The sequence below is a fragment of the Gordonia sp. NPDC057258 genome (assembly GCF_042668985.1).
In the GTDB taxonomy this organism is placed as follows: Bacteria; Actinomycetota; Actinomycetes; order Mycobacteriales; family Mycobacteriaceae; genus Gordonia; species Gordonia hongkongensis.
This window is the reverse complement of sequence record NZ_JBHUXZ010000050.1, coordinates 1-23979: the sequence shown is the minus strand read 5'-3', so window position 1 is coordinate 23979 and position 23979 is coordinate 1. Positions and strand designations below refer to the sequence as shown.

21 protein-coding genes are annotated in these 23979 nt (G+C 65.0%); 6 read left to right on the top strand and 15 right to left on the bottom strand.

All coding sequences use genetic code 11. From position 1 onward, the window contains the following. Positions 1 to 24 precede the first annotated feature (24 nt). The 5 genes from ACFUEJ_RS22705 to ACFUEJ_RS22685 form a co-directional block, all read right to left on the bottom strand. Positions 25 to 915: a glycosyltransferase family 2 protein gene (locus ACFUEJ_RS22705; protein ID WP_388032067.1), complete on the bottom strand. Its 891-nt coding sequence runs from the start codon at positions 913 to 915 to the stop codon at positions 25 to 27. Further along, the gene (locus tag ACFUEJ_RS22700; protein WP_388032065.1) at positions 912 to 1829 is read right to left on the bottom strand and encodes a WecB/TagA/CpsF family glycosyltransferase; all 918 of its coding nucleotides are present in this window, start codon (positions 1827 to 1829) and stop codon (positions 912 to 914) included. The genes ACFUEJ_RS22705 and ACFUEJ_RS22700 overlap by 4 nt, the downstream gene beginning before the upstream one ends. Beyond that, entirely contained in the window at positions 1826 to 3352 is a 1527-nt protein-coding gene (locus ACFUEJ_RS22695; RefSeq protein ID WP_388032063.1) for a hypothetical protein, read from the bottom strand. The genes ACFUEJ_RS22700 and ACFUEJ_RS22695 overlap by 4 nt, the downstream gene beginning before the upstream one ends. A 90-nt stretch (positions 3353 to 3442) precedes the next feature. After that, a complete protein-coding gene (locus tag ACFUEJ_RS22690; protein WP_388032061.1) occupies positions 3443 to 4747 on the bottom strand; it encodes a UDP-glucose dehydrogenase family protein in 1305 nt (434 codons plus the stop codon). Next, complete coding sequence (locus tag ACFUEJ_RS22685; RefSeq protein ID WP_388032059.1) at positions 4747 to 6270, bottom strand: sugar transferase; 1524 nt, start codon at positions 6268 to 6270, stop codon at positions 4747 to 4749. The genes ACFUEJ_RS22690 and ACFUEJ_RS22685 overlap by 1 nt, the downstream gene beginning before the upstream one ends. 697 nt (positions 6271 to 6967) lie before the next feature. Here ACFUEJ_RS22685 and ACFUEJ_RS22680 point away from each other — a divergent pair. Beyond that, positions 6968 to 7285 carry a hypothetical protein gene (locus tag ACFUEJ_RS22680; RefSeq protein ID WP_388032056.1) on the top strand — a complete coding sequence of 106 codons (318 nt, stop codon included), beginning with the start codon at positions 6968 to 6970 and terminating at the stop codon, positions 7283 to 7285. Positions 7286 to 7329: 44 nt separating this feature from the next. Here ACFUEJ_RS22680 and ACFUEJ_RS22675 read toward each other — a convergent pair whose 3' ends face one another. From ACFUEJ_RS22675 to ACFUEJ_RS22655, 5 genes are all read right to left on the bottom strand, one after another. After that, the gene (locus tag ACFUEJ_RS22675; protein ID WP_388032054.1) at positions 7330 to 9231 is read right to left on the bottom strand and encodes an ArnT family glycosyltransferase; all 1902 of its coding nucleotides are present in this window, start codon (positions 9229 to 9231) and stop codon (positions 7330 to 7332) included. Next, positions 9228 to 11192: a hypothetical protein gene (locus ACFUEJ_RS22670; RefSeq protein WP_388032051.1), complete on the bottom strand. Its 1965-nt coding sequence runs from the start codon at positions 11190 to 11192 to the stop codon at positions 9228 to 9230. Before ACFUEJ_RS22670 ends, ACFUEJ_RS22675 begins: the two co-directional genes overlap by 4 nt. Further along, positions 11185 to 12603 (bottom strand): glycosyltransferase family 2 protein, encoded by a 1419-nt coding sequence (locus tag ACFUEJ_RS22665; RefSeq protein WP_388032077.1) that lies wholly within the window; start codon positions 12601 to 12603, stop codon positions 11185 to 11187. Before ACFUEJ_RS22665 ends, ACFUEJ_RS22670 begins: the two co-directional genes overlap by 8 nt. A 23-nt stretch (positions 12604 to 12626) precedes the next feature. After that, complete coding sequence (locus tag ACFUEJ_RS22660; protein ID WP_388032049.1) at positions 12627 to 14171, bottom strand: hypothetical protein; 1545 nt, start codon at positions 14169 to 14171, stop codon at positions 12627 to 12629. A gap of 877 nt (positions 14172 to 15048) precedes the next feature. After that, positions 15049 to 15252 (bottom strand): hypothetical protein, encoded by a 204-nt coding sequence (locus ACFUEJ_RS22655; RefSeq protein WP_388032046.1) that lies wholly within the window; start codon positions 15250 to 15252, stop codon positions 15049 to 15051. Between the two features lie 149 nt (positions 15253 to 15401). Here ACFUEJ_RS22655 and ACFUEJ_RS22650 point away from each other — a divergent pair, with 149 nt between their 5' ends. After that, on the top strand, positions 15402 to 16661 hold the full coding sequence (locus ACFUEJ_RS22650) for a DUF222 domain-containing protein (protein WP_388032044.1): 1260 nt from the start codon (positions 15402 to 15404) through the stop codon (positions 16659 to 16661). Positions 16662 to 16763: 102 nt separating this feature from the next. Here the strand turns inward: ACFUEJ_RS22650 and ACFUEJ_RS22645 are convergent, their stop codons facing one another. Next, positions 16764 to 17657, bottom strand: a complete 894-nt coding sequence (locus ACFUEJ_RS22645; protein WP_388032041.1) for an alpha/beta fold hydrolase — start codon at positions 17655 to 17657, stop codon at positions 16764 to 16766. Positions 17658 to 17687: 30 nt separating this feature from the next. On the opposite strand from ACFUEJ_RS22645, the gene ACFUEJ_RS22640 reads away from it, so the two are divergent. Both ACFUEJ_RS22640 and ACFUEJ_RS22635 read left to right on the top strand, forming a co-directional pair. Then, positions 17688 to 18344, top strand: coding sequence for an alpha/beta fold hydrolase (locus ACFUEJ_RS22640; RefSeq protein WP_388032039.1), 657 nt, complete (start codon positions 17688 to 17690; stop codon positions 18342 to 18344). Next, positions 18341 to 18610, top strand: coding sequence for an alpha/beta fold hydrolase (locus ACFUEJ_RS22635; protein WP_388032037.1), 270 nt, complete (start codon positions 18341 to 18343; stop codon positions 18608 to 18610). Before ACFUEJ_RS22640 ends, ACFUEJ_RS22635 begins: the two co-directional genes overlap by 4 nt. Before the next feature lie 247 nt (positions 18611 to 18857). On the opposite strand, the gene ACFUEJ_RS22630 is transcribed toward ACFUEJ_RS22635, so the two are convergent. From ACFUEJ_RS22630 to ACFUEJ_RS22615, 4 genes are all read right to left on the bottom strand, one after another. Beyond that, entirely contained in the window at positions 18858 to 19757 is a 900-nt protein-coding gene (locus ACFUEJ_RS22630) for a copper resistance D family protein (protein ID WP_388032035.1), read from the bottom strand. A 6-nt stretch (positions 19758 to 19763) separates the two neighbouring features. Further along, complete coding sequence (locus tag ACFUEJ_RS22625; RefSeq protein WP_388032032.1) at positions 19764 to 20312, bottom strand: copper resistance protein CopC; 549 nt, start codon at positions 20310 to 20312, stop codon at positions 19764 to 19766. Continuing rightward, on the bottom strand, positions 20305 to 21036 hold the full coding sequence (locus ACFUEJ_RS22620) for a YcnI family protein (protein WP_388032029.1): 732 nt from the start codon (positions 21034 to 21036) through the stop codon (positions 20305 to 20307). Before ACFUEJ_RS22620 ends, ACFUEJ_RS22625 begins: the two co-directional genes overlap by 8 nt. 87 nt (positions 21037 to 21123) lie before the next feature. Then, a complete protein-coding gene (locus ACFUEJ_RS22615) occupies positions 21124 to 21639 on the bottom strand; it encodes a YtxH domain-containing protein (protein ID WP_388032026.1) in 516 nt (171 codons plus the stop codon). A 73-nt stretch (positions 21640 to 21712) separates the two neighbouring features. On the opposite strand from ACFUEJ_RS22615, the gene ACFUEJ_RS22610 reads away from it, so the two are divergent. Further along, a complete protein-coding gene (locus ACFUEJ_RS22610; protein WP_205334045.1) occupies positions 21713 to 22564 on the top strand; it encodes a GNAT family N-acetyltransferase in 852 nt (283 codons plus the stop codon). Between the two features lie 5 nt (positions 22565 to 22569). Then, positions 22570 to 23760, top strand: coding sequence for an alkaline phosphatase family protein (locus ACFUEJ_RS22605; RefSeq protein WP_307814806.1), 1191 nt, complete (start codon positions 22570 to 22572; stop codon positions 23758 to 23760). The last annotated feature ends 219 nt before the right edge of the window (positions 23761 to 23979 follow it).

Sequence of the window (23979 nt, the reverse complement as noted above, 5' to 3'; positions counted from 1 at the left end):
TCCTAAGGCGGTCATAAAGCAGCGTCATATGAGGATCCCGCTTAGCGCGACGATGACGGCTGGCCAGTGTGGGAGCCCCGAGTGTCGCAAAGACTGTAACGCGTACCGCAGGCCGTCTTTGTCACGAGCAGACAACGCCGACCTCATCACCTGCGTCAAGATGAAGTCCGACCTTGCCCGGCGCCCGAGGTTCGGCCAATGACTTTCTAACCAGACTGAGCTTGTGCGCCAGTCGGGCTTTTTCGACACCGAGTCTCTGCTGTCCTGGACGACGTTGGTTAGTTCTGCTGGCACCCAAACAAACGAAACTGAGTCAGCGCGCATCAGTCTCGCGATGAAGTCCCAATCCTGATGCTTAGGCAAGTCGTCACGCCACAGGGTTTCGATTGCTAGTTTGCGTGACACAAGCAGTGTGCTCGTCTGCATCGCGTTACGCCCGTAACGCAGGGTACTTCTCGTAACGAGGTAGTCTTCTATCGGCGTGCCCTCTGTGTACGGCACTGCCGGCACCGACCGCGGTTGTTGCCCAGGTCGAATGAAACTCATCGCCGTGGCACTAACTACTCGATCGTCTACAGTCTGCGCGTCGCGGTGCACGAGTGACAATTGACGGTCCAACTTCAGGGGCTCCCACCAATCGTCGTCATCGAGGTATGCCACGTACGGCGTAGAGCAGGCGAGGGTTCCCAAGTTGCGGGCTCTACCGCCCCCGACCCGTCCAGGGGTGACCATGAGATCAACTGTCAGGTCGGCGAGAACGACCGACAGAACATGCTCCCGCTCCTCGGGCCGGTCGAGAACCACGATGACTCTCGGCGGGCCACCCCTTTGCTTGAGGACGCTCTCGACTGCACGACGAAGTTCTGGTCGACCGATAGTTGGGATAACACAGGTGACTTGATCAGACCGCTTCACTGGATATCCCTGCCATCGTTCTTAGTTATGTACTCACGCATACCCCCATTAGCCGGGAAACTCTTTGCTTCGGACTCGCGGAGTTCATCCCGCTGGGCATCCACAGAACGGCAGACAACACTATCGGCCTTGATGGTTGTGACCTGAGTATCCGTGCGAGTACAAGCCCTGCGGACTAGTACACCGAGCAACATGATTGGCTCTACGAGGTATCGGTAGGCGAGCCGCCTAGGTGACCGCGCTAAGCGGTACGCCCACTCTAGGCCAGTTCCACCCATCCACCGTGGCGCAAGTTTCTGCCGCCCAGAGTAGTAGTCGATACACCCGCCGACATTTGCGACCACTTTGTTCATCAACACACCGTCGAGACGATCTGCGATCCACTCCTCCTGCCGCGGCATGCCTAGACCTACTAGAATGAGATCTGCACTTTCAATATGTAATTCTAGATCTGATTCTCCGGGCAGGTTATCCTGCCTCTCAAACGAGAATCCGTCATATGCATACCAGGTTATGCTGGCGTGGTTGTGATTAAAGTACTCAGCTGCACGTCGACTCGATTCCGGATCCGCGCCGATCCCGATGATTGTCAATGGGATCTCACGCTCCAACAGGCGGTTCAGCCAATCAGTGGACCCCACTCTGAACCGGGAACGCGGAATTGTGCGTCTCTTGAGCGACCATGCCGCAAGTACAGGGAATCCGTCGATAATCCAGTAGTTCGCTCTCGCACAATTGTCCCTGAAGAGCGGGTTCGTATGCCACTCGTAGACCGCATGTAGGTTGAAGTTTCCTACCCAGCTTCCTGAACCGGAATCAACTGCGCTCACAATCACATCGACAACTTCGTCCGCTGTCATAGCCGTTACGGGTATGTCGATGAAAGGTACCTTTTCCGCGGCCTTAATACTCACTCTTTCGTTCCTAAGTGTGCATTCGGTTTACTCAAGGGCGATGTGCCGACGTGGTCGGGATCGTCAGTATGTTGAGATCGATATAGGAGGCCGGCCCCCATCATGAGGACTCCGGCAACGAGTGGTCCCGATATCGCCTCAGCAAACATAGCCGCCGACGACCATGCAGTGACTATGATGCCGACTGCTTTACCGCCGTCTGTCGCGGCGATGACAAGAACGATGCAGAACAGCAATATGCCAAAGAACCCTGTCTGATACGCCAGCACGCCCCATGCGCTCTCACTCCCTGTACCTAGCCAAGTCGACCATGGTTCGTTCGGGTCGCGCGAAAAGTTTCCGCCAGTCCCGACACCGTGCCCGATGACATCTTCCGTTGCTGCCCTGATGCCTGCCCACAATCCCGCAAAATGAAAGGTGGTGCTGTCGCCGCCGACTAGCGTTGTTGGCTCTAGCCAGACTGCGCGGGGTGTTGCAGGAACTCCGATGGCCAAGATGTAAGCCCAAACCGCGAGGAGGCTCGCCGCCCAGCCGAGTAGAATTCCGGCCAACGCGCTACGTGTGACACTGAATATAGCTCCGCTCATTGCTGCTATTGCAAGCATGAGAAATCCGCTTTTGGCGCCAGAGGCGACCAGTGCGAATAGACAAGGGCCTACCACGATCAGGAGCGAATACGGCCTATTACCTGATTGAACCCACGCCATCCGTGCCACTACCGCCACGATGATAGTTGCAGCGGCAACGTAACCCGCGTTAGTGGGTTCCACCATAAACCCGCCGATTCGCGGCAGTCTGACTCCAAATATCGCTGTGGCATCTGACAGTGAGTTTAGGGCGCCGTTTATATCGGTTCTGACGATCTGGCGCCATAGTCGAGTTCCGAACGCTAATTCGAGGACCACTCCGGTGGCCATTAGAATTCCGAGGACGGTCGTTACGCTTCGAAGAGTTTGAATTCGTGTAGGCCACGAGATTCTTGATGCCAAAGCAGCGAACGCCAACAGTCCAGCTATTGGGAGTAGGAAGTTGCGTAGGTATGGCAGCGTTGCACCCGTCACGCTGGTGGAGTGAGCCGCTACAACGACCCCATATAAGGCCGCAGCGGTCAGCAAAGGCTTTCTCGACGATACCCAAGTGAGCAACGTAGGCGCAGACGCAAGCACCGCCACCGCCAATGACAAGGTCTTCTGCTCGGTCGCTACGAACGGAATAAATGTCGAGTACGGCGATGCCCACAGCCCACAAAGGGAGTTTTGTGAAAGCGCGAGCACGGACCAAAACATGACAAAATGAGGAAAACCGTGTTTGACGATCATCACGGTTACCGAGCAGGTCACGAAAACCGAAGCCACATAGGCAGTAGGGGCGCCAACCAGGGACGGCCCGACTATTGGTATTCCGTAAAGGACAACAACGAGGCCGATCGACAGAAATCCGGTCAACAGCAGCGATCTCGCCAATGCAGGGTCACTCTCGGACAGAGCGACACGGTCTAGGCGAGCGTATTCTCTTGCGGTCACTCTAATCGTTCCTGACGCTCGGTGGGGTCGCCCATCGCCTGCCGAATCTATGCCTGTCCATCATCGACGAATTAGTGCACCGACGCCGCGTCAGCGGAGATAGCGCCACTGCGCAGTCTTCCAGCGGTCCTTATCAAGGCACGCACGTCCGTCGATCACAGTCCGGCGACTGACTACGCGGCCGAGATTCGACGGGTCGATCTCCCGGAACTCGGGCCATTCCGTGAGTACTAAAGTAATGTCAGCATCTTTGCATGCAACAAACGCATCGGTGGCGTAGTGCAGCGTCGGGAATACTCTCTTTGAGTTGTCGTTTGCCTTTGGGTCAAACACTGTCACCGCCGCTCCTTGCAGCTGGATCTGCCCTGCAACATTAAGCGCCGGCGAGTCCCTCACGTCGTCCGACTCCGGTTTGAATGCGGCGCCAAGCACCGCCACTCGCTTACCCAGGAGCGAGCCGCCGCATTCTTCTTTTGCGATATCGACGACTCGATTTCTCCGGCGCATGTTGACGTTGTCGACTTCCCTCAGGAAGGCAACCGCATCGGCAGCCCCAAGTTCGGCCGATCGGGCCATAAAAGCCCGGATGTCTTTCGGGAGGCATCCCCCACCGAACCCCAGTCCTGCGTTCAAGAACTTTCTTCCGATGCGGTCATCTTTGCCGATGGCGTCCGCAACGGCCACAATGTCCGCACCGGCTGCCTCACATACTTCAGCAATGGCGTTGATGAATGAGATTTTCGTAGCTAAGAATGAGTTCGCGGCGGCCTTTACAACTTCCGCGCTTGCTGGGTCCATGACGAGGATAGGAGTCCCGTCTTTGAGGATCTCAGCGTAGATCTCGCGCGCTACTGTCTCTGCAGTACCCGCAGCGTTACACCCAATAACTATTCGGTCGGGGCGAAGCGTGTCTGCAATGGCGTGGCCCTCGCGAAGGAATTCCGGGTTCCATGCAACTTCAACACTGATGTCTTCTTTTGTGAGGTCCTGAGCCCTCCCCGACAGCTCGTCGCACGTCCCAACTGGAACGGTGGACTTCCCCAGGATCAAGGCGTCTTTCGTGAGATGGGGCACAAGCGAGTCAATTACGCCATTGACGTACTTCAGATCAGCAGCGTATTCGCCCTTTTTTTGCGGTGTCCCGACTGCGATGAAAAATACTTCACCCCATTGGGCTGCTTCTTCATACGAATCGCTTATCTGGAGATTTCCAGACTCTAAGTGCTTCTTCAAAAGCTGGGGTAGGCCTGGCTCGTAGAACGGTATTTCACCCGCGGCGAGCTGGTTCATTTTCTCTACGTCAATTTCGACGCCGAGAACCTCGTGTCCCAGCTCAGCCATGCACGCGGCATGAGTCGCTCCGAGGTATCCGAGCCCTAGCACAACCATCCGCATCAGTATGCTCCGTCTTTCGCCACAACCGCCTTGACTGTTCGCCACAGAATGATGAAGTCCTGCATGATCGACCAGTTCTCGACATACGACAGGTCGAGTCGGACCGACTCTTCCCACGACAGATCTGATCTGCCAGAGACTTGCCAGAGTCCGGTGATCCCCGGCTTGACCAGCATCCGCCGCGCGACCCGGCCGTCGTACCGGGCGACCTCCTCCGGAAGCGGTGGGCGCGGGCCCACGAGACTCATTGATCCCCCCATCACGTTGAAGAGTTGAGGGAGCTCGTCGAGGCTGTATCGACGAATGAAGCGCCCGACTCGCGTGACCCGCGGGTCGCTACGCATCTTGAACAGGACACCTGCTCCTTCATTTCTGTCGACAAGATCGCTCTTGAGCGCGTCGGCATCCTGCACCATAGATCGAAACTTCCACATCTTGAATTGAGTATTGCTGACGCCGACCCGTGTCGCCCTGTAGAACACTGGACCCTTCGAGTCCACTTTGATCGCGATTGCAACGGCCAGGAGAACAGGTGAAATCACAATTAGGCCAGCGGCCGCTACCAGTTTGTCCAAGAGTGATTTCCTGAATCTATTCGCCCCCTCGTACCGCGGCTTGTCGATATGCAGTAGGGGCAAACCCGCGACAGGTCTCACCAACATCCGCGGACCCGCGACGTCCGTTACTCCCGGTGCAACCAGCATCTCGACGTACGCGTCCTGCAACTCCCACGACAGATCCTGCATCGCTCGATGTCCGATAGCCTCGGCAGACGTCACAGCTATCGCGGTGGCGCCCGAGCTGTAGACAGCGCGAGTGAGGTCACTGAAGTCGCCGAAGACCGGTATCTTCAGGTCGCCGATTTCGAGACTTGTTCGGTGGCCGGAGTCGCCTCGAGGAAGGCACGCCCCGATCACGCGAAATCCAAATGACGGTTCGGCTGTCAGACGTTCGATGAGCGGTGCTGCTGAGCTCTCGGTTCCTACTACTAGGAGCTGATCCAGATGGCGGCCCCTCTGCCGCTGCAGGCCTAGTCGCTGGCGCCAGCCCCACCTGGTGGCGAGTAGGCCAATAGTCCCCAGCGGGAAAGCGATAGCCAGAAACCCCCGGGCGATGTCGAGTTTCAACAGCAGATCGACAATTGCCAGCACTCCGAAGACCGCCAGACACGCCGTCGTGACGCGGCTGTATTCCTCCGAACCAGACCCGACAATCCGACGATCGTATGTCCCCGCAGCTCTGAGAGCAGCAATCCAAGCTGTGATTAGTGCTGCGGGAATCAGAATTGACGACAACCCGAACCGACCAGACGCCGGCGTCAAGCTCCCGGGACCGAACCTGAGGATCTGCGCAAACGCCACAGCAGCCAGAACTATGACGACGTCCGAGATAGCAAGTCGGCGGACGTACCGCAGCGTCCACGTCCGTGCAACTGCTTGACGCCGAGCTAGGGAGTACAACCGCCTGCTCCGCCCAGACAGCGGTCTCGCGGCACTCTCTTCCAACTGTCGGCCGGTACTCACACCGGCCCTCCCACCTGGTTACCCCGCCCCCCGACCTCTTGCCTGGTCATAGCGAGATGTCCTTTCAGACCTCTGAACTGTCCGCAGCTGCGGAAACGGTGACACACACCGACGGATGTGGAATATCAAAGCTACGATCTCCCAAATTAGGGGATTTCGTCGCGACACCCGATCATTGCGGTCTTATCCCTCAATGGATGCCCCGACACTAATGCAGCCCTTACCCCTTAGCAACAGATAGGATCATTAACAACCTTTATTAGGATCGCTAACTTAGTCTGGGTTGTTCGCTCCTCGTTTGACGCGTGTGGATGGGGACCCACTTCCCCAAAGAACGGGCCTCACCTGGACTTTCGTGGCTGACCTCCGGCCGCGACTCATCCTTCCGTCTACGCGGTGCGTAACTAGCCGGAAACGTTTGTAGCACAGCAGACCCCAAAAGTTTCACTCCGCGTGTTGCTGCCGACACCAAATAGGGCACGATTTGTTCGCGCTAATCGAGATTGCGTGCAGTTCGCTGCCATCAGCTCCGCTAAGGTGGTCAAGAGGGGCCTGTTATCCGGACCGTGAGTCGGGTGCGTCGGCCGCATGTTCGGTAGGTCACAGATGGACTTCGCTGTACCCCGCTAACGATCAGCTCACACTCGAGCACGGTTGCCGTCCAACATCCATTCGCCGACCTAGGCATACTGTCCTGATGCCCGACCCGTTCCACGCCCTGGTACTGATGAACCTTCTCTTCGTCGTGGGTGCGTGGTGCCTTGCCAAGCCGAGTTACGTCGCCGCCGCGGTTCTTGTGGCCAACAGTGTGGCGTGGGCGCTGTGGAATCAGCCGATCGAGGGTCGCGTGCTGGTCTCGTTCAGCATCGAGCACGGGATAACCGAGTCCGACATGTTGTCGGTGCTCGCTGTGGTGATCGCAACTATCACGGTCTACCGGTCGCGAGTCAGAAGCAGGCGGTCGGACGAAGAGGCGTTATCGTCAGCCGGCGATGGGCAGCTCAATCGGAGGTAGGGCACACCGGGGCGCAGCCCTCGACAGCGCTCAACCTGCAGGTGTCACTCCTTGATCCGATAGATCCGGAACTGCGGTTTGCCAGTCGGCGTCGTCACCGTCATGGCGACCGTCGCGATGCCGGCGCCGTCGTCCCAGAGCGTTGGATAGCGAACGTTGATGGCGTCGAGTGAGCCGAGGCCGGTCGGTCGCTGCGTGAGGATGTACTGCACGCCCTGCTCGGCGGGTGCGTTCAGCTTCGCGAAGAAGTCGAAGTCGCTGCGCACGACGAACTGTTCGGGGCGCTCGGACTCCAGCCAGACGCGCGAGACCCCGAAGGTGTCGACGAGAACGGAGCCCTCCGGCAGATTCTGACTGTCCAGCCAGGCGGCGACGTTGCCCGAGACCTCGCCGAACCAGTAGAACCAGAACTCCGACGGCGGGTGGCGATCAGGCCAGAACGCCGAGCGCAGGCCGTACTCCTCCTTGCCCAGCGCCGGGTTGAGCATCGACGACGCGGTCACCGGTAACGAGGTCGCCAGGACCAGCGCCATGAGTGTGGTGAGGGTGGTCCTTTCGACACACGACCTCCGCAAGCTCCGGTCGCTGCTCAAGGAGCGGCGGGTGGGCGCAGTGTGTAGGTCACCGGACCCTTCGTGGCTCGTCGCTAACGCTCCTCGCACCTCAGGGAGCAAAGGGAGCCCGGCGGCCTGCGCTCCTCGCACCTCAGGGAGCGGAAGAAGCCCGGCGGCTTGCGCTCCTCGCACCTCAGGGAGCAGACGGTGGGCGGGCCCGCACGCGACGAGGACCGCGACGACGATCAGCGGCGTAGACGCCAGGTAGAAGCGGAACCAGCCGAAGGTCGAGCCGAGGATCACCGCGGACATCTGGAACAGCAGAACCGAACCGAACACGACTGCCGGGACCGCGGCGTCGACCCTGCGCAACCGGACCGCGATCCAGGCCACGACCGGCAACACCGCGAACAGCAGCGGTTGCATGCCGAGCAGGTTCGCGACGATCACCTCCGCCAGCGGACCCGCTCCGACGTCCTCCGCCGAGACGATCCCCGCCGCTTCCACCTGCGCCGAGTTGCCGTACTGCGAGGAGAACTGGGAAAACGCATTCCCGTCGAGGAGCCAGCCGAGGCCCGCCCACACCACGAACGCGAACGCGGTGGGCATGGCCACGATGGTCGCGTCGTGCACGCCGAAGGGGGCTCCGGCCCGCCACCCCGCGCGTCCGGAGACTCCTTCGGGACGGTGCCGACGGGTCGACACCACGAACACCCCGACCGCCACACCCGCGGCCGCGGGTAGCGCCTCGTAGCGCGTCAGATACGCCAAAACCAGGGCGACGCCGGCGATGACCAGATCGAGCACACGTGATCGATTCACCCACAGCAGGATTCGACGGCAGGTCCACAGCAGGAAGAACAGGAACGGCGCCTCGCTCATCCCCATCCCCGCGTACAGGATGATCATCGGGTTCAGCGCGAACGCCGCGACCGCGATCCAGCGCAGCAGACGGCCGGCACCGTAATCGAGGGCGATACGCCGAACCTGCCACCCGGCACCGGCCATGAACACCGCGCTCATGACCGCACCGGCGAATCCGACGCGACGCAACTCGGGCCACTGGTTCAGCGGCCAGTGCGACGACAGTTCGACGAGCGGGATCTCGATCAGACTCGGCAACGGATTCCACACGAAGCCGATCGCGCCCAGATGCGGGTCCCGGCTCCAGATGGTGAACCCGGCGTTGCCCACGCGACTGCTCGCGTCAGGATTGATGTATCCGACAGCGAAATACAGGTACGCACCGACCGCCAGATACCCGGCGACCAGACCGGTGAACAGCGACATACCCCACCACTGCGTCGCGGTGAGCCGTCGACGGCCCTCACTCACCGGCGGCTGCACACCGGCCGCCGGTGCCGAGGCGTCGTCGTGAAGCTCGACGGTCATGTAGTCGAGCCGTCAGCGGGATCGCCCGAGCCGCCGAAGCGTCTGCGATACAACATGATCGCCACCGAAACGAGGACTGCGATTGCGACGACGGCGGCGCTGACACCCAGCCACACCACCCAACTGGTGCCGACCTGATCGACCTCGGCCTGCGGACCGTCGGCCCGCACGGTCATCAGCTCGGGCTGACCCGCGCGGCCGGCCACCAGGACGTCACCGCGGAGGTTCGCCAGATCTCCCTGCTGATCATCGAGATACGCGAACAGCGGGTCGACCAGATCCCACGACCCCGAGGTGCTCACCAACACCACCGTGCGCGAGTTCTGCGAGAACGCCTGGATGGTGCCCAGCCCGTCCGGGATCGCCAGCCTGATCTGCGCGGCCAGGTCGACGAGCGTGGACGAATCCTCGGTGTTGATCGGCGGATTCAGCGGGCGGGCGTTCGCCGCATCGGCCACCACGAGTGCGCCGGTATTGCTGGCGATCGCCTGATCCAGCGGCACCAGCACCGGCGACAGTGCGGTGGCCGAACTGCGCTGCACCGACGCGAGCAGTTCGGCGGCGGCGTCGAGCTGCGCCGGGTTGGTGTTGTCGAGCGCGACCTGGACGGTCGGCTGCCACCCGAGTGGCACCGACGAGAAACCGCCCATCCGAACGGGAGTCGTGCTCGACGACGCGGTCGACGACGGGTCGATCTGGAACGTCAGCGGCACACTGCGAGGCGAACAGGCGCCCGGGGCCGGCTCGTAGGAGACCCGGAATTCGAGCGGCTCGTTGGCTGCCACCTGCGCGGCGGGGATTGTGAACTTCGTGTCCAGCGATCCGGACGCGTTCAGCGCACTCGTGTGCAGGATCTCGCCGCGGGTGACGGCCATGACGTTCGCCCGCTCGTCGTCGCGGACCGGGGTGTAGCGCGCCTTCAGCGCGACGTCGACCGCACCGGGCCGACCGAGGGCGAGGATCGTCGGATCGAAACCCGGTACCAGCGAGGCGGTTCCGAGAGCCTCCACCGACAGCCGATCGGAGAACTCCCCGAAGGTCACCGAATCCGAACCCTGCACCTCGCGGTCTCCGACGGATTCGACCGCGGCGGAGTCTGTCTGGGCAAGGTCGGTCAGCCCGTCGCGAAAGAGCGCCACCTGATCGGGCAAGGAATCCTGATCACCGCTGATCACCAACACGGCCCCGGGAAGTCCCGCACGTTCCAGACGGACACTCCCCGCCCCACCCTCCTCGCGGATGACGACCGCCCGGTCCAGCGGACTGGCCGCGCGCGGCAACCGGGCATCGGCCGACTCCACCACGTCGATCGCAACACGTTGCGGACGATAGTGATTCGCGATGGCGGCGACGACGCCGAGCGTGGTCTGCGCGGCCGCGGCACTCGGGTCCTCCGGGGTGTACACGGTCACCCGGTTGACCACGGTCCCGAACGCATCCTGAATGGTGGCGGGCACCGTCACGGCGCCCCGGAAGGCGACGTTCAGGCTGGTCAGCGCGACCTCCGGCACCGGTCCGCACACCGAATCGTCGGTCCCGTTGCGCAGCGTCAGTCGCAGATCCGCACGGCCGTTGTCGCCCACGGGCACTGCGGTCAGCGGAACGGAAAACGCGGTGCTGAGCTGCCGCGGACCGAACCTCGGTACGACGACGGTACCGATGATCGTGCCGTCGGTGCGGGCGACCTGGATGAAGGCGTCGGTCACGTTGGTCGCCGACGCAACCACACCGGTCAGCGTGGTCGGTGACATCCCCTGCGGCACCGGGATGCTCACTCCGACCGGAACGTCGGCGCCGTCGATCGTGACCGAGGTGCCCATTCCCAGTTGCCGCCAGTTGAGCGTCGTCGTGCCGTCTCCCGGCGCCGCCGCGGCCGGAGCCACCGCTCCCATGCCGACGATCAGCGCCGCCAGGACCGCTCCCAGGAGGCGTCGCAGGCGGACAGGACTGTTGCTAGACATTCTCAGGACCTTTCGGCGGTCGGGACACACCGGGCATGGCCGAGAGTCCGTGCACGGTCTTCTCCCAGTAGGAGGGCTTGTAGATGAGCTGCGCCATGCTCTTGATCGCAGCCATGGACTGAAGGAACCAGTACCCGGGCACGAGCAGCGCGGCACCGAGTAAGTAGGGCTTGCCGAGGGTGCGGGTCGACACGACGCCCAGCATGATGGTGGCCAGGTTCCCGACGGTGAACATCAGGACACACAGGTAGTAGATGGGACCCGGAAACAGGGAATGCATGAAATCGGGTTTCCCGGCGAACCACACCAGCAGCAGCGTCCAGAACAGCAGGTTGAGGGTGTTGGCGATCGGCATGCCCGCGGTCAGGTTCGAGATACGCAGCGCCGGAACGAGTCCGAGTTCACGGACCATGTCGACCGGGTGGCGGGTGTGCACCAGGAAGGTCTGAAGATAACCCTTGTACCAGCGCGAGCGCTGCCGCACCCAGTTCACCACGTCGGCGTTCGCCTCTTCGCCGGTGAGTGAGTCCAGGACGACCGTGCGATATCCGTAGCGCGCCAGCCGGATTCCGAGATCGGCGTCCTCGGTGACGTTGTAGGCATCCCATCCGCCGACCTCCCGCAGCACGTCGGTGCGGATGTGGTTCGACGTCCCGCCGAGGGGGATCACACACTTCGACGCACTCAATGCGGGGAGCGTGTAGGAGAACCACTGGTCGTATTCGATGGCGAACCATCGGGTCAGCAGGTTCTCGCGCTCGTTGTAGTACCCGAGCCGGGCCTGCACCGAGCCGACCTCGGGCGGACTCGCGGCGAAGACGGCTGCCGCTCTGCGCAATTGCAGCGGATCCGGGATGTCTTCAGCGTCGTAGATGGTGACGATGTCGCTGCGTTCCGATGGCAGATCCATGGCGACGTTGCACGCCTTGGGTTTGGTCCGCGGTTCGCTCGGCGGGACCAGCACCGGGGTGATCCCGTCGAGGTCGGCGTGTTCGACGGCGGCTCGGGTCTCGTGGTCGTCGGCCTCGAGGACCAACAGGATGTCGAGTTTGTCTGCGGGATAATCGATCTTGCCGACACCGGCGACCAGGTTGGCGACGATCTCGGGTTCCCCGTAGACCGGCAGCAACACGGTGTAGACCGGCAGGTCGGCGTCGGGAATCGCGCGTGCGTCGTCGTCGGACACCCGCAGCACTCCCCTGCCGGTCATGCCGCGGGTGACGAGCACGAACTTGTCGACGCTCGAGACCAGGAAGTACAGAGCGCAGATGCTCAAGATGACCGCGAGTGAGACCCGCCAGGTCAGGAGGAACGCTGCCGCGGTCACGATCGCGAGCACGACGAGGCCGAGACGCTGCCTGCGGCTCAACGGATGTTGTGCCGACAGGGTGGAGACATGCCGCGCGTCCATAACCCGTCCCGCGTCGGGGGCGGTCACCGAGCTGGTCGTTCGACGGCGTCGATCATCGACCACGCGAGATCGGTCAGCGCGACATCGAGGTCGGAGTCGTCGACGGGGTCCGGGGTGTCGTCGCCACCGCGGATGAGCCAACTGATGGGTTCGGCGACGGTGGTGGCATAACTGGGCGGCTTCGGCTCGGCGACGTTCGACGATCCCGGCTGATCACGCGCGGCCATCAGGTAGACGGCGATGTAGCGCTCACCGGCTGGCGTGGGAACTCGCCAACCCCAGAATCGACCGGTCCACAGTGTTTGATCCGAGGTGCGGACCGACTCCAGGGTGTTGGCGATGCTGCCGAGCCGGGTGTGTCGGCCGTCCGAAGAGGCGGGAGTCGAGTGGATCGTCGCCGGCGGCACCGTCTCGTACCAGAGACCACGGCGGTAACTGGAGAAGCGGCCCAGATCCGCGGTGGAGAACACGTCGAGATAGGCGGTGGACAGCGGCCTGTTCTCCGGACCGGTCTGCCCCGTCGTGACGCGGTACCGACGCACGTCACCGTCGGACCCCATGACCCGCGGACCCCAGTCGAACACCTCGGGCTCGGTGATCCCGATACCCAGCGTCCGCAACTGCTCGAGCCACTCCTCGCCGATGGGCGGTGACACAACGGGTTTCGGCGACTCCGGTGCGAACGGAGTCACCGCCAGGATCACCAGTGCCACCAACCAGGCCGACGCCAGGGTGGCGATGGACTGCTTGGGCAGACCGGCGCGTGCCGAGCCCGTTCTCCCGAACCGAAGTCGTGCGACGATCGCGATCGCGGTCACCGCGCCAGCGGGAACCGTGTAGGCCAGGAGCGGGATGTCGTGGAGTACCGCAACCAGCACCGCGCCGCCGACGCCGGACAGCGCCGCGGTGGCGAGGGCGACCCGCGGGTGCCGACGCAGCGACATGTACGTCACGACGAGGGCAATCGCCACGGACAACGCGCCGAAGGCGACGGTCGTGCCGCCGAGCACCTGCCCCATGAGCAGGTAGTTCGGCGGGAAGCAGGTCAGGAGGAACAACCAGATGAGGTAGTCGCGGACGACGCGTCGGATCCCGAAGACCACGATCGACGCCGCGAATACCCAGATGAGAAGCGGGATCAGATCGGCGTGCCAGAACGCCGCGACGGCCGGAATCCGCGGGATGACCAGGGCAGCGGTCAGTCCGAGCGCGCCGCCCACGACGACGACCAGAATGCGGTCGAACTCGCCGTCACCGATCTCACGCCCCCGCGACGAGACGTCGAGCCCGAAGGCGATCATCAGACACCACAGGGGTACGAACAGCAGATACGCCGTCGGCGACCCCTGGCGGAGCGCGTCGAACTCGGCAGCGATGGCCGGCGCGAACGCCAGCATGCCCGCACCGATCGTCGACGCATACCGGGCGCCCATCGACATCTCACGCGGCGCGGTCAGCGTCGCTCGCCATGTGCGACGAGCCGCGCCTTGTGCCGGCGCCGAAGCCGCGTCGGCGTCGACGTCCGCAGATGGCGGCGACGCGGGCACGACTGAATCGAGAACAGTCATCGAGATCCTCCCCAGGTCGGCGCCTGAGCAGTGGGCTCCAACGCCAGACGCGGCTCCGGTGCCAACCCTGCGGGCCTCCCCTGGCGACCGAATCGCGAACTGAACAGAGCGTAACGCTAAAAAGAAAGTTGATGGAGCAAATCTACCGCACCGACTACGTGAGCAACGGCCGTGCCGGTGCAGGATGAGGGCTCGACGCGCGGTCCAGATGACTCACGTTTTCAGTTGTGCTACAGCTTATTTGAGCAATGTATCGCGTCGTGCGGGATCGCCGACTGGGCCGCGGCCTGGTCTGGAGTCACGCGACTTACGGCACGGATTTGTAGTTGATGTCACACCTGGAAAAGTGGGTCACCTGACCGTGTCGCAACGCTAAAGATGCTGCGCTGCAGCTATTCATAAACGTTTCGTGTGGTTCGGCAACAATGTCGAGACGTTGGGGCGGTAGGGCCACTGCGGAACATCATAGACAAGCATTACTTGTCAGTCAGCAGTCTCGGCGGGATCGTCGTGAGTCCATTCGCGAGACCACGTAGACGTCACGCGGTGCTACTGCGTCGACTTCTGGTCGTTTGACAACGGCGGTGTTGGCGCTCTGCGTCCTCGCGACCGGACCAGCAGACCTCGGCCACTTACACGCGGTGACAGTGACCATTCGGCACATCCACCGCCATCGGCTGCACCCTCCGCGTCGGGCCACCTCTGTGGCGCGGAGTGCGTCGGACCGCTCGTCGGCCTCGGCGAGGGGACGATCCCCTGGCGGCGGCCTGGCCGTTGCGCACGTCGAACCAGAGGATCCGTCAAGCGCGGTCGACCTGACGGTCGGCATCACCGACAACGGGGACGACTGGCAGCGCCCGGTACGGCACGGCGCCGCTTACACCACCGACCGCAGGCGGTCGGCGTGGCGGGCTTCGGCGGACCCGCTGAGCGCAAGGAGGTCTACGCGCCACTCGCGCAGGTGTCGCCGAACTTCGACCTGCCGGCCACCGCCGATCTCTGTGGGGATGACGAGCACCGAGTGGGCGTTCGTCTGCATCACGAAGGCCGCTACCTGACCGCCCGTGGGGCTCGTGGTCATGGCGCGAATCACCAATTCTGGGCGCGAACTCGAAACGGGTGTGACTGGAGTCAATTACTGACAACAGTTACCGCGCAGTCGACGAAAAACGGTGCACAGTCGATGAATTCGCTGTTCCCGGCTTGTGGAAACTCCTCGAAATCGAACGAATGTTCCTGTACCTTGGAGTCATGCCAGAGCTCGCCACTCTTCTCGATCAGCTCATCGAGACCACCCCACCCGCCGACGACCCCACGGGCCGATCAACATTCGACGCGCTCGAGACGCTGCGCTTGATCCGCAACACCGTCGACCACCAGATCGTCACCCACACGGCACAACTCGACGAACTCGGCGTCGCCCAGAAAGCCGGCAGCACCACCAAGAAGTTGCTGATCGAGTCAGGCCATGCACCGGCTGCTACTCAACGCACCATGCGAAGTGTCGACGCTCTGCCTACGTTGCCGGCCCTGGCGCGTCATGCCGCCGACGGGCGACTGTCCAGCGAAGTAGTCGACGCCATCGTCCGCGGCGTCAACCAGATCGAGAAGTGCTGCGCCGACGGCATTTCCGATGATGGGCGATCAAGGTACGAGATCGACCTCATCGCCCAAGCGCTCTCAGGCGCGACACCGACGCAAGTGCTCAAACACGCTCGCGCGATCGCCAACAGCCTTGCCGACGCCTCCGACAAGGGCATCCCCGTAGCTGACGACCCATCGCTGAACTCGGTCAACGCCCACACCACCGACGACGGCCGCGTCGAAGTCCGCGCCGACCTCACCCAGGTCGTCGGCGAGAAGCTCCTCGCGATGATCGACGAACGCGCCTGCCCACGACCCGAACCCGACGGAGCGGAGGATCGACGCACCGCTGAGCAGCGCCGTGCCGATGCGTTCGAGCTGATTCTCGACCAAGCAGCGGTAGGCGCGACTATCGACAGCGTCGGAAGTCCACGCACCCAGTTGATGCTGACGATCCCCGCGACCGGAGACCCGGCCACGCTGCCGTGGACCGGATCGGTCAGCCAAGCGACCGCAAGACAGGCGTCGTGCGACGGCTCGCTCACGGAGATCATCCTCGACAGTGAGGGGGTACCACTGCAGATGGGCCACACCCATCGGCTGTATCCGGCACACCTCCGCAAAGCGATCATCATCCGCGACGCCTGCTGCATCAAATGCGGTGCGCCGCCCTCTCATACACAGGTGCATCACATCAAGTCGTGGGCCGACGGCGGACCCACTGACCTCGACAACGGCTGCCTACTGTGCCAGCGCTGCCACACCCAGGTCCACCACCACGGCTGGGACATCGTAATGGGCTTCGACCGACACCCCTGGCTCGTCCCACCCGCCAGTATCGACACGCAGCGCCGACCCCTACCCGCCTACAACCGACGCACCATGCGACTCGACGACGCCGCCTGACCGACGTCCCACAACAGTTCTCGCGTAGCACCTTCCGCACCCGGGCCACACCCGGGACCGCATCCGTCCCTTGACAACTCCACAGTGTGAACGGCGGCTCTGTCAGTGCGCCGCCACTGACGACCGATCCCGAGGCACCACGGCGTCGAGTGCCTCGGCAAACGGTGGGATGAAGTAGCGCGCGCCGAGGACGCAGCAGGCGTGCCCGCCGTCGACCTCGAAACGCTGTGCGCCGGGGATGCCGTCGATCAGCAGCTGCTGCCGTTCGGGCTCGACGACTCGGTCGCGGATGGAGACGACGACGGCGGTCGGGACGTCGACCTCGTGGAGCCATCCGCGAGAGTCGAACTCTCCCAGCCCATTTCCAAAGTCGCCGAGGTGGACCAGCGGCGTCGAGAGGAACTGCCGGAGCGCCCAGATGGTGGTGTGGGCCGCTTTGTCGAGGCTCTTGTCGGACACCCGCGGCAGGATGCGGTAGACGGGGCGGAGAATGCGTCCCACGCGTTCGGACGACGCGCGGTGCCGGGGATCGTGCGTACTGAAGTACGGACCGGTCGAACAGAGCACCAGTCCGGCGACGCGTGCCGGATGGCGTCGCCACACCAGCTGGGCGATGCCGCCGCCCATCGAGAACCCGGCGACCGTGAACCGGTCGATACCCAGGACGTCGGCGAGGGCGACGACGTCGTCGGCGCAGTCACGGAGGTCGAAGGTGTCGGACTCGATGCCGCGGCCGTGCCAGCGCGCGTCCAGGGTGATGACGCGATAGCGGTCGTTGATCGCCGGGATCGTCGGGTACCAGCAGAGCAACCCGGTGGTGAGCACCGAATGCAGGAGGAAGACGGCGGGCGCATCGCGCGGGCCCGAGTCGGTGACGAACGCCCGCCCGCGCCCCGGGAGGTCGACCATCCGGCCCTCCGGGATGTCCCGGGCCGGGTACGGGGTGAACACGTGGCGGATGGCGCGCGCGGTGCCGTGAACGAACTCGGGGATCACGCCACCAACGGTACGTGAGATGCTGATCACATGATCGACATCGCCCGTCCGAAAATCGAGGGGTCGATCGCCGTCGCCGACGGTGATCGTCGGATCGGATTCGCCGAGTACGGATCGGCCACCGGACGGGCAATCGTCTGGTTACACGGCACCCCCGGCGCGCGGCGCCAGATCCCCGTCGAAGCTCGTGCGTACGCGCTCGAACGCGGAATCCGCCTCATCGGGCTCGATCGGCCGGGCGTGGGGTCGTCGAGCCCGCATCGGTACGACAACGTCGCCGCCTTCGCACCCGACCTCGCCGAGGTCCTCGAGGCCCTGGGCATCGACGACTTCGCGATCATCGGGCTGTCGGGCGGCGGGCCGTACGCACTCGGGGTCGCCCATGCCATGCCCGACCGGGTGACGGCGGCGGGCATCCTCGGCGGTGTCGCGCCGACGGTCGGACCGACCGCATCGAGGGCGGGGCCATGCGACTCGGCACGCTGCTCGCACCGCTCGTCAGCGTGGCCGGCGCGCCGATCGGCCAGGTGCTCAGCGTCGCCCTCGGCTTCGCCCGGCCGATCGCCGAACCCGCGATCTCCATCTACGGTCGACTGTCCCCGCAGGCGGACCGAGAACTGTTGGCGCGCCCCGAATTCCGGGCCATGTTCCTCGACGACCTGCTCCACGGCGGAAGCCGGCGCATGAACGCGCCATTCGCCGACGTCGTCGTGTTCGCGCGGGACTGGGGCTTCCGCGTCGTTGACGTCACGGTGCCCGTGCGCTGGTGGCACGGCGACGCCGACCACATCATCCCGTACGCCCACGGCGAGCACATGGTGTCGCTACTCCCCGACGCAAAGCTCTTCGAGATGCCCGGCGAGAGTCACCTCAGCACCCTGCACATGTCGACCGACATCATCGACGAACTCCTCGCGCTGTGGGACCAATCGCGGCCGCCGATGGGCGAGTGATCCGCGGGTAGCGCAGGGTCGATTTACCCCCCGCTGGTCGAGCAGCGTCGAACGAGCGCAGCGAGGACGCCGCGCCCGTCGAGACCACCTGGTGACCGCGGCAAGTGGCTTCGACACGGCGCCTCGCTGCGCTCGGAGCCGGCTCAACCAGCGGGTAAGGGGGACTTCGACAAGCTCAGCCGGCGGAAGGGATGGCTCAGCCGGCGGAAGGGATGGCTCAGCCGGCGGAAGGGGTGGCTCAACCGACTCAGAGCGGCGGGGTCGCCGACAGCCCGGCCGCGAGGCCCAGCGCCACGGCCATGATCGCCAGCTCGACGACGGCTGCGCGCACGGAGGCGGGCTCGCTGCTGCGATGCCGCTGCACGGCCGGTAGCCACCGCCGGCGGTGCCAGACGGCGAGACCCACGAGGATCGCGAGGACTGCGGCCTTGGCGAGCAGGATTCGGCCGTAACCGCTGCTCACCAGGTTCGCCGGACCGTCGACCTCGACCAGGCCGGAAATCAGGCCGGTCAACGTGAGGACCCCGACGGCCCAGGGTGCGCGGCCGGAGAAGACCGGCAGACTGCGCGCCCACCCCGACCGGCCGCGCACCGAGAGCAGCATCGCCGCCAACAGTCCGCACCACCAGGCCGCGGCCAGCGCGTGGGCACCGATGAGGAACGGCCCCCACGAGTTGTTGCCGGCGTGCCCGGCGATCGAGGTGGCCAGCACCCCGATCGCCGCGAGCGCTCCGACCACGAGCACAGGGATCTCGATCCCCGTCAGCAGGTCCAGCACCACCCACGCGAGGATCAGGACCCCGGCCACCAGCGCCACCATCTCGGGCGCACCCGACAACAGCACGTCGCCGAAGTCGCCGGCCTTGACGTCGAGCACCTCGACACCCGCCCGATCGGCCGTCCGCACCCAGGCGCTGACCAGCACGGCCAATACCCACACCCCGGCCAGCAGGCCGATCACCCGGGTCGAAGGCTCGGCGTCGACCGTCGGGAGCGCCCCCAGACCGAGCAGCGTCACGGAGACACCGAGCGCGAGGGTCGTGGGCACGGCGACCAGATCCGGACCGTCGGGACGGGCGAGCAACCAGCTCACCACGAGACCGCCGGCCAGGGTCATCGCGAGGATCAACCCGTTGCGGACGGTCATCTGGTGTCAGCTCTGCGTCGAGGGTCGCCGGCTCAGCCAGAACACGACGCCGAGTCCGACGATCAGGACGACGGCGGCGCCGGCGATGAACCACCACACCGGGATTCCCTCGTCCGACGACGCATCGACCGCTTCGATCGCCGGGCCGGGTTCACCGTTGCCGGCGACCGCGAGCTCGAACGTGCGCTGTCCGCTGATGACGTGCCCATCGGCCGAGGTCACCCGGTAGTTGACGACGTACTCACCGGCCGGACCGAGTTCGCGCACCCCGACACGCAGGTTGGGGCCGTCGACCGTCGGGTCGCCGTTCTGCCAGTAGTGGTCGTCGGGTCCGACGACGTTGAGCACCGCGTACGACGACTGGATCGGCTCGTTGAAGGTCAGCGTCACGGTCTGCGGACCGGTCTGCAGCGTCGCCCCCTCGGCGGGGTCGGAGGACACCAGCCGCGAGTGCGCCGACGCCGGGGCCGCCGCCCACGTTCCGACGAGCCCGAGACACAGCAGCGTCGCGAGGACCAGGACGACGCGTCGAACCGGCGCGCGACGGTCAGGCATCGCCGCCGCCACGACCATTGCGACGCAGGGCTGTCAGCGCCGCGACGCCGATGACCGCGCCGAGAGTGCCGACCACCAGGCCGATCCCGCCGAGCCAGCGCGCGGCGGAGTCCTCAGACGATGCCGACGACTCGGAGGTGTCCGAAGCGTCGGCGGTGCCCGTCGTCGAGGCGGCGTGCGAGCCGCCGTGATGCCCGTCGCCCGTGGCCGGGGGCAGGGTCAGCGTCGGTGCGGGCAGCTCGGGCTCGGAGCCGTCGTCGGGCGTCGGCTGACTCCAGTCGGCGGTCTCACCGTCGGCGTAGGTCTGCAGCGCGGGGAGTTCGACGGTCTCCTGCTCGGGGAACGGTCCGCCGGAGAACCGGAACTGGCCGAACTGCCCGACCGGCACCCCCGGCGACCCCGGGTCGGCGGTCCAGGTGATCTCTATGACCTTGTCGTCCTTCTTGGTGACGACGGACTTCCAGCCGGGCATCACCTCCGGGCGGGCCGAGGTCAGCCCGGGCAGCGTCACCCGCAGCGCGGTCGTGGCGGCGGCGTCGGACTCGTTGGGGACGACGAAGGTGACGACGCCGTACCCGCCCTGGGTGACCGTCGGCGCGTTGGCGGTGACGTGCGCCGACGCGGCACCCGCACCCGCGAAGGAGGCGAGGCCGACGAGGGCGACGGCGGCGGCGGGCGCGGTGATGCGGCGGGCGATCGTCGCCCGCGGGGAACTGAGCTTCATGGATTGTGTCTTTCGATGGTGTCGGGACCGGTCCTCGTGGACGCGTGCATCGACCCCACACCGTTCTGGTCTGGGGCCCGGGCGGCGTCAGGAGGCGGCCGGTGGTCCGCGAACGCCGGTGCCGCACAACGCAGGTGCGGCCGGAACACAAGGCGGCGTCCAGAACACCGGAGCGGCCGGATGTGCTGCGACGGCGACCGGTGGCACCAGCGATCGGATCACCGAGCCGATCGACGCCAGGAGATGGGCACCGGCGACGATTCCGACCGCGCTGAGCGGGATCGCCACCATGTGAGTGAGGAGCATCGGCAGCGTCGACGCGTCGTGGGCTGCGTGCCCCGCGTCGAGCCCGAGAGCCCAGTGACTCGCCGCCTGGGCAGCGGACAGGACCAGCGTGGTCGACGCCGCCGCCGTCGTGAGCCGGCCCCGGCGCGGCGCGAGCAGCATCGCCGCGACCACGCCGATCGCGGCGCTCAGCAGGACGCCCGACGAACTCGGCATCGCCCCGCTCGCCGCACCGTGCGCGGCGACCGCGACCGCGGGAACCACACCGGCCGCGGCGACGCGCGCGAACGCGTCGGACGGTCGGGCGGTGCGGGACATGGGGCTCATAGTAGTTGCGCGGACTGGGCCAACCCCGACCCCGGTGTCGTCGGGCGGTGACAGAATCGACCCCATGTCGGATGCAACCCTCGGTGTGGAGGTTCGTGAACTGTCGTCGCCCGACGAGCTCGAGGACCTGCTGCGGATCTTCGACGACGTGTGGCGGCCCGATCCGACGAACCGGCCCGTGGGGACCGACATGCTGCGGGCGCTCAGTCACGCCGGCAACTATGTGGCCGGCGCCTTCATCGGCGACCACCTCGCCGGCGGCAGCGTGGCGTTCTTCGGTGCGCCTGTCGGCGAGACCCTGCACAGCCACATCACCGGGGTCACCCGCCGCGGCCGCGGCCATCAGGTGGGTCATGCGCTGAAGATGCACCAGCGTCGCTGGGCGTTGGAACGCGGACTGTCGACGATCACCTGGACCTTCGATCCCCTGGTCGCCCGGAACGCCTACTTCAACCTCGCGAAGCTCGGTGCGACGCCCGTGCACTACTACGAGGATTTCTACGGCGAACTCGGTGACGAGCTGGGCGGCGACGCCGACTCCGACCGGGTGTTGGTGGCGTGGGACCTGAAGTCCGCCGCGCCGTCGGTGCCGGACGGGTCGTCGAGGTCGGAGGGGTCGGTGGAGTCGGTGGACGAGGCGCTCGCCGGTGGGGCCGTGTCGGTCATCGACGTCGACCGGCCATCCCATCCCGTCGCGCACCACGAGCGCATCACACCGGATGCCGGCGCCGTCGTCGAGGTTCCGCGTGACGTCGAGTCGATGCGGGTCAGCGCGCCGCTCGACGCCGCCCGGTGGCGGATCGCGCTGCGAGATGCGTTGTCGCCGTTGCTCGTCGAGGGAGACGCGCGTCGGGCGGTCCGGTTCCTGCGGTCGGGACACTATGTGTTCGGACCGGCCGGTTCGGGGGCGCGGTGACGGAAGTGGCGCGTCCGCTGGAGCTGGCCCCGGCAGACTGGCACGGATATCCGCACACGCTCGCCGACGTGTTGCCGGCGGTGGCGGGTGCACTCGGGGTCGCGTCCGAGGGTGCGGGACCCGTTGTTCCGCCCAGCGACTCGGTGGTGCTGCTGCTCATCGACGGCCTGGGCGCGACCCTGCTGGACGACTACGCCGAGGATGCCCCGACGCTCAGGGAACTGACCTCGACGACGCTGCGTGCCGGGTTTCCGGCGACCACCGCGACCAGCATCCTGAGCCTGACGGGCGGGACGTCGTGCGGAGTGCACGGGATCATCGGGTACAGCTTCCGCCCGGGTGACGAATGCCGGACCCGCGGGTCACGACGAGTGCTCAACTCGCTGCGCTGGACGCTAGACGACGCCTCCGGACCGTCGGCCTTGATGACCTATCCCCCGGCCCTCGTACGCACCGAGCGTGGGAGTCTCGAAGAGCTTGCCGCAGAGGGTGTCCGGGTCACCTATGTGATGCCCGGCGAGTTCCGCGGAACCGGCCTGACGATGGCGGCCTTCCGCGCGTCGGGACAGTTCCTGCCAGCCGTGACGCCCGACGGCATCCGCGACGCCGTGCTGACCACCCTGCGGCGTCGGAGTCGGCATCGGCGTTTCGTGTATGCCTACTACAGCGAACTCGACATGGCGGGCCACATCCACGGCCCGGGGTCGGCGGAGTGGCTGGAGAAGTTGCGCATCGTCGAACGGCTGGTCGCCGACCTTGCCTCCGAACTGGGCGATGGCACAACACTTCTCGTCACCGGTGACCACGGGATGATCACCGCCGACCGGGCGATCGACATCGACACCGCCCCCGCCCTGCTCGACGGAGTCGACGCGGTGGCCGGCGAGGCGCGGGTCCGGCACGTCTATGCGACACCGGGATCGGCCGACGACGTGCTGAGCGGTTGGGCGTCGTATCTCGGCGACGCCGCGCACGTGGTCTCGCGCGAGCAGACCATCGACGAAGAGTGGTTCGGACCGATCGTCAGTGACGCTGTGGCACAACGCATCGGCGACGTCGTCGCCGTGGCCCGCGGCGCCACCACCCTCACCCGCAGCAAGCGCGAGACGATGGAGTCGATGATGCTCGGCCACCACGGCGCCTGGACCACCGCCGAGCAACTCGTTCCGCTCATCGTGGCCCAACCTGCTCCCTGATCCGAAAGAACGACCTGCCCCCGCTCCTCAGCTCAGGGAGCGCCCGGAGCTTGCGGACGGCGCGGCCAACCACCGCTCCCTGAGGAGCGCCCGGAGCTTGCGGACGGCGCGGCCAACCACCGCTCCCTGAGCCTGGATATTTCACGGAGTTTGCTGGTGTTCGGCGTGTGATACGCGAAAGTGCCTGTCTGCCTTGTGATTATTGATTCACCACAAACA

Bases quoted from the DNA above. Each gene is read 5' to 3' on its own strand.
- ACFUEJ_RS22650 (WP_388032044.1), top strand. From the start codon at position 15,402: ATGTTCCTGTACCTTGGAGTCATGCCAGAGCTCGCCACTCTTCTCGAT.
- ACFUEJ_RS22635 (WP_388032037.1), top strand. From the start codon at position 18,341: ATGAACGCGCCATTCGCCGACGTCGTCGTGTTCGCGCGGGACTGGGGC.
- ACFUEJ_RS22680 (WP_388032056.1), top strand. From the start codon at position 6,968: ATGCCCGACCCGTTCCACGCCCTGGTACTGATGAACCTTCTCTTCGTC.
- ACFUEJ_RS22620 (WP_388032029.1), bottom strand. From the start codon at position 21,036: ATGAAGCTCAGTTCCCCGCGGGCGACGATCGCCCGCCGCATCACCGCG.
- ACFUEJ_RS22630 (WP_388032035.1), bottom strand. From the start codon at position 19,757: ATGACCGTCCGCAACGGGTTGATCCTCGCGATGACCCTGGCCGGCGGT.
- ACFUEJ_RS22675 (WP_388032054.1), bottom strand. From the start codon at position 9,231: ATGACCGTCGAGCTTCACGACGACGCCTCGGCACCGGCGGCCGGTGTG.
- ACFUEJ_RS22665 (WP_388032077.1), bottom strand. From the start codon at position 12,603: ATGGACGCGCGGCATGTCTCCACCCTGTCGGCACAACATCCGTTGAGC.
- ACFUEJ_RS22640 (WP_388032039.1), top strand. From the start codon at position 17,688: ATGATCGACATCGCCCGTCCGAAAATCGAGGGGTCGATCGCCGTCGCC.
- ACFUEJ_RS22655 (WP_388032046.1), bottom strand. From the start codon at position 15,252: ATGACCACGAGCCCCACGGGCGGTCAGGTAGCGGCCTTCGTGATGCAG.
- ACFUEJ_RS22615 (WP_388032026.1), bottom strand. From the start codon at position 21,639: ATGTCCCGCACCGCCCGACCGTCCGACGCGTTCGCGCGCGTCGCCGCG.
- ACFUEJ_RS22660 (WP_388032049.1), bottom strand. From the start codon at position 14,171: ATGACTGTTCTCGATTCAGTCGTGCCCGCGTCGCCGCCATCTGCGGAC.
- ACFUEJ_RS22690 (WP_388032061.1), bottom strand. From the start codon at position 4,747: ATGCGGATGGTTGTGCTAGGGCTCGGATACCTCGGAGCGACTCATGCC.
- ACFUEJ_RS22610 (WP_205334045.1), top strand. From the start codon at position 21,713: ATGTCGGATGCAACCCTCGGTGTGGAGGTTCGTGAACTGTCGTCGCCC.
- ACFUEJ_RS22625 (WP_388032032.1), bottom strand. From the start codon at position 20,312: ATGCCTGACCGTCGCGCGCCGGTTCGACGCGTCGTCCTGGTCCTCGCG.
- ACFUEJ_RS22670 (WP_388032051.1), bottom strand. From the start codon at position 11,192: ATGTCTAGCAACAGTCCTGTCCGCCTGCGACGCCTCCTGGGAGCGGTC.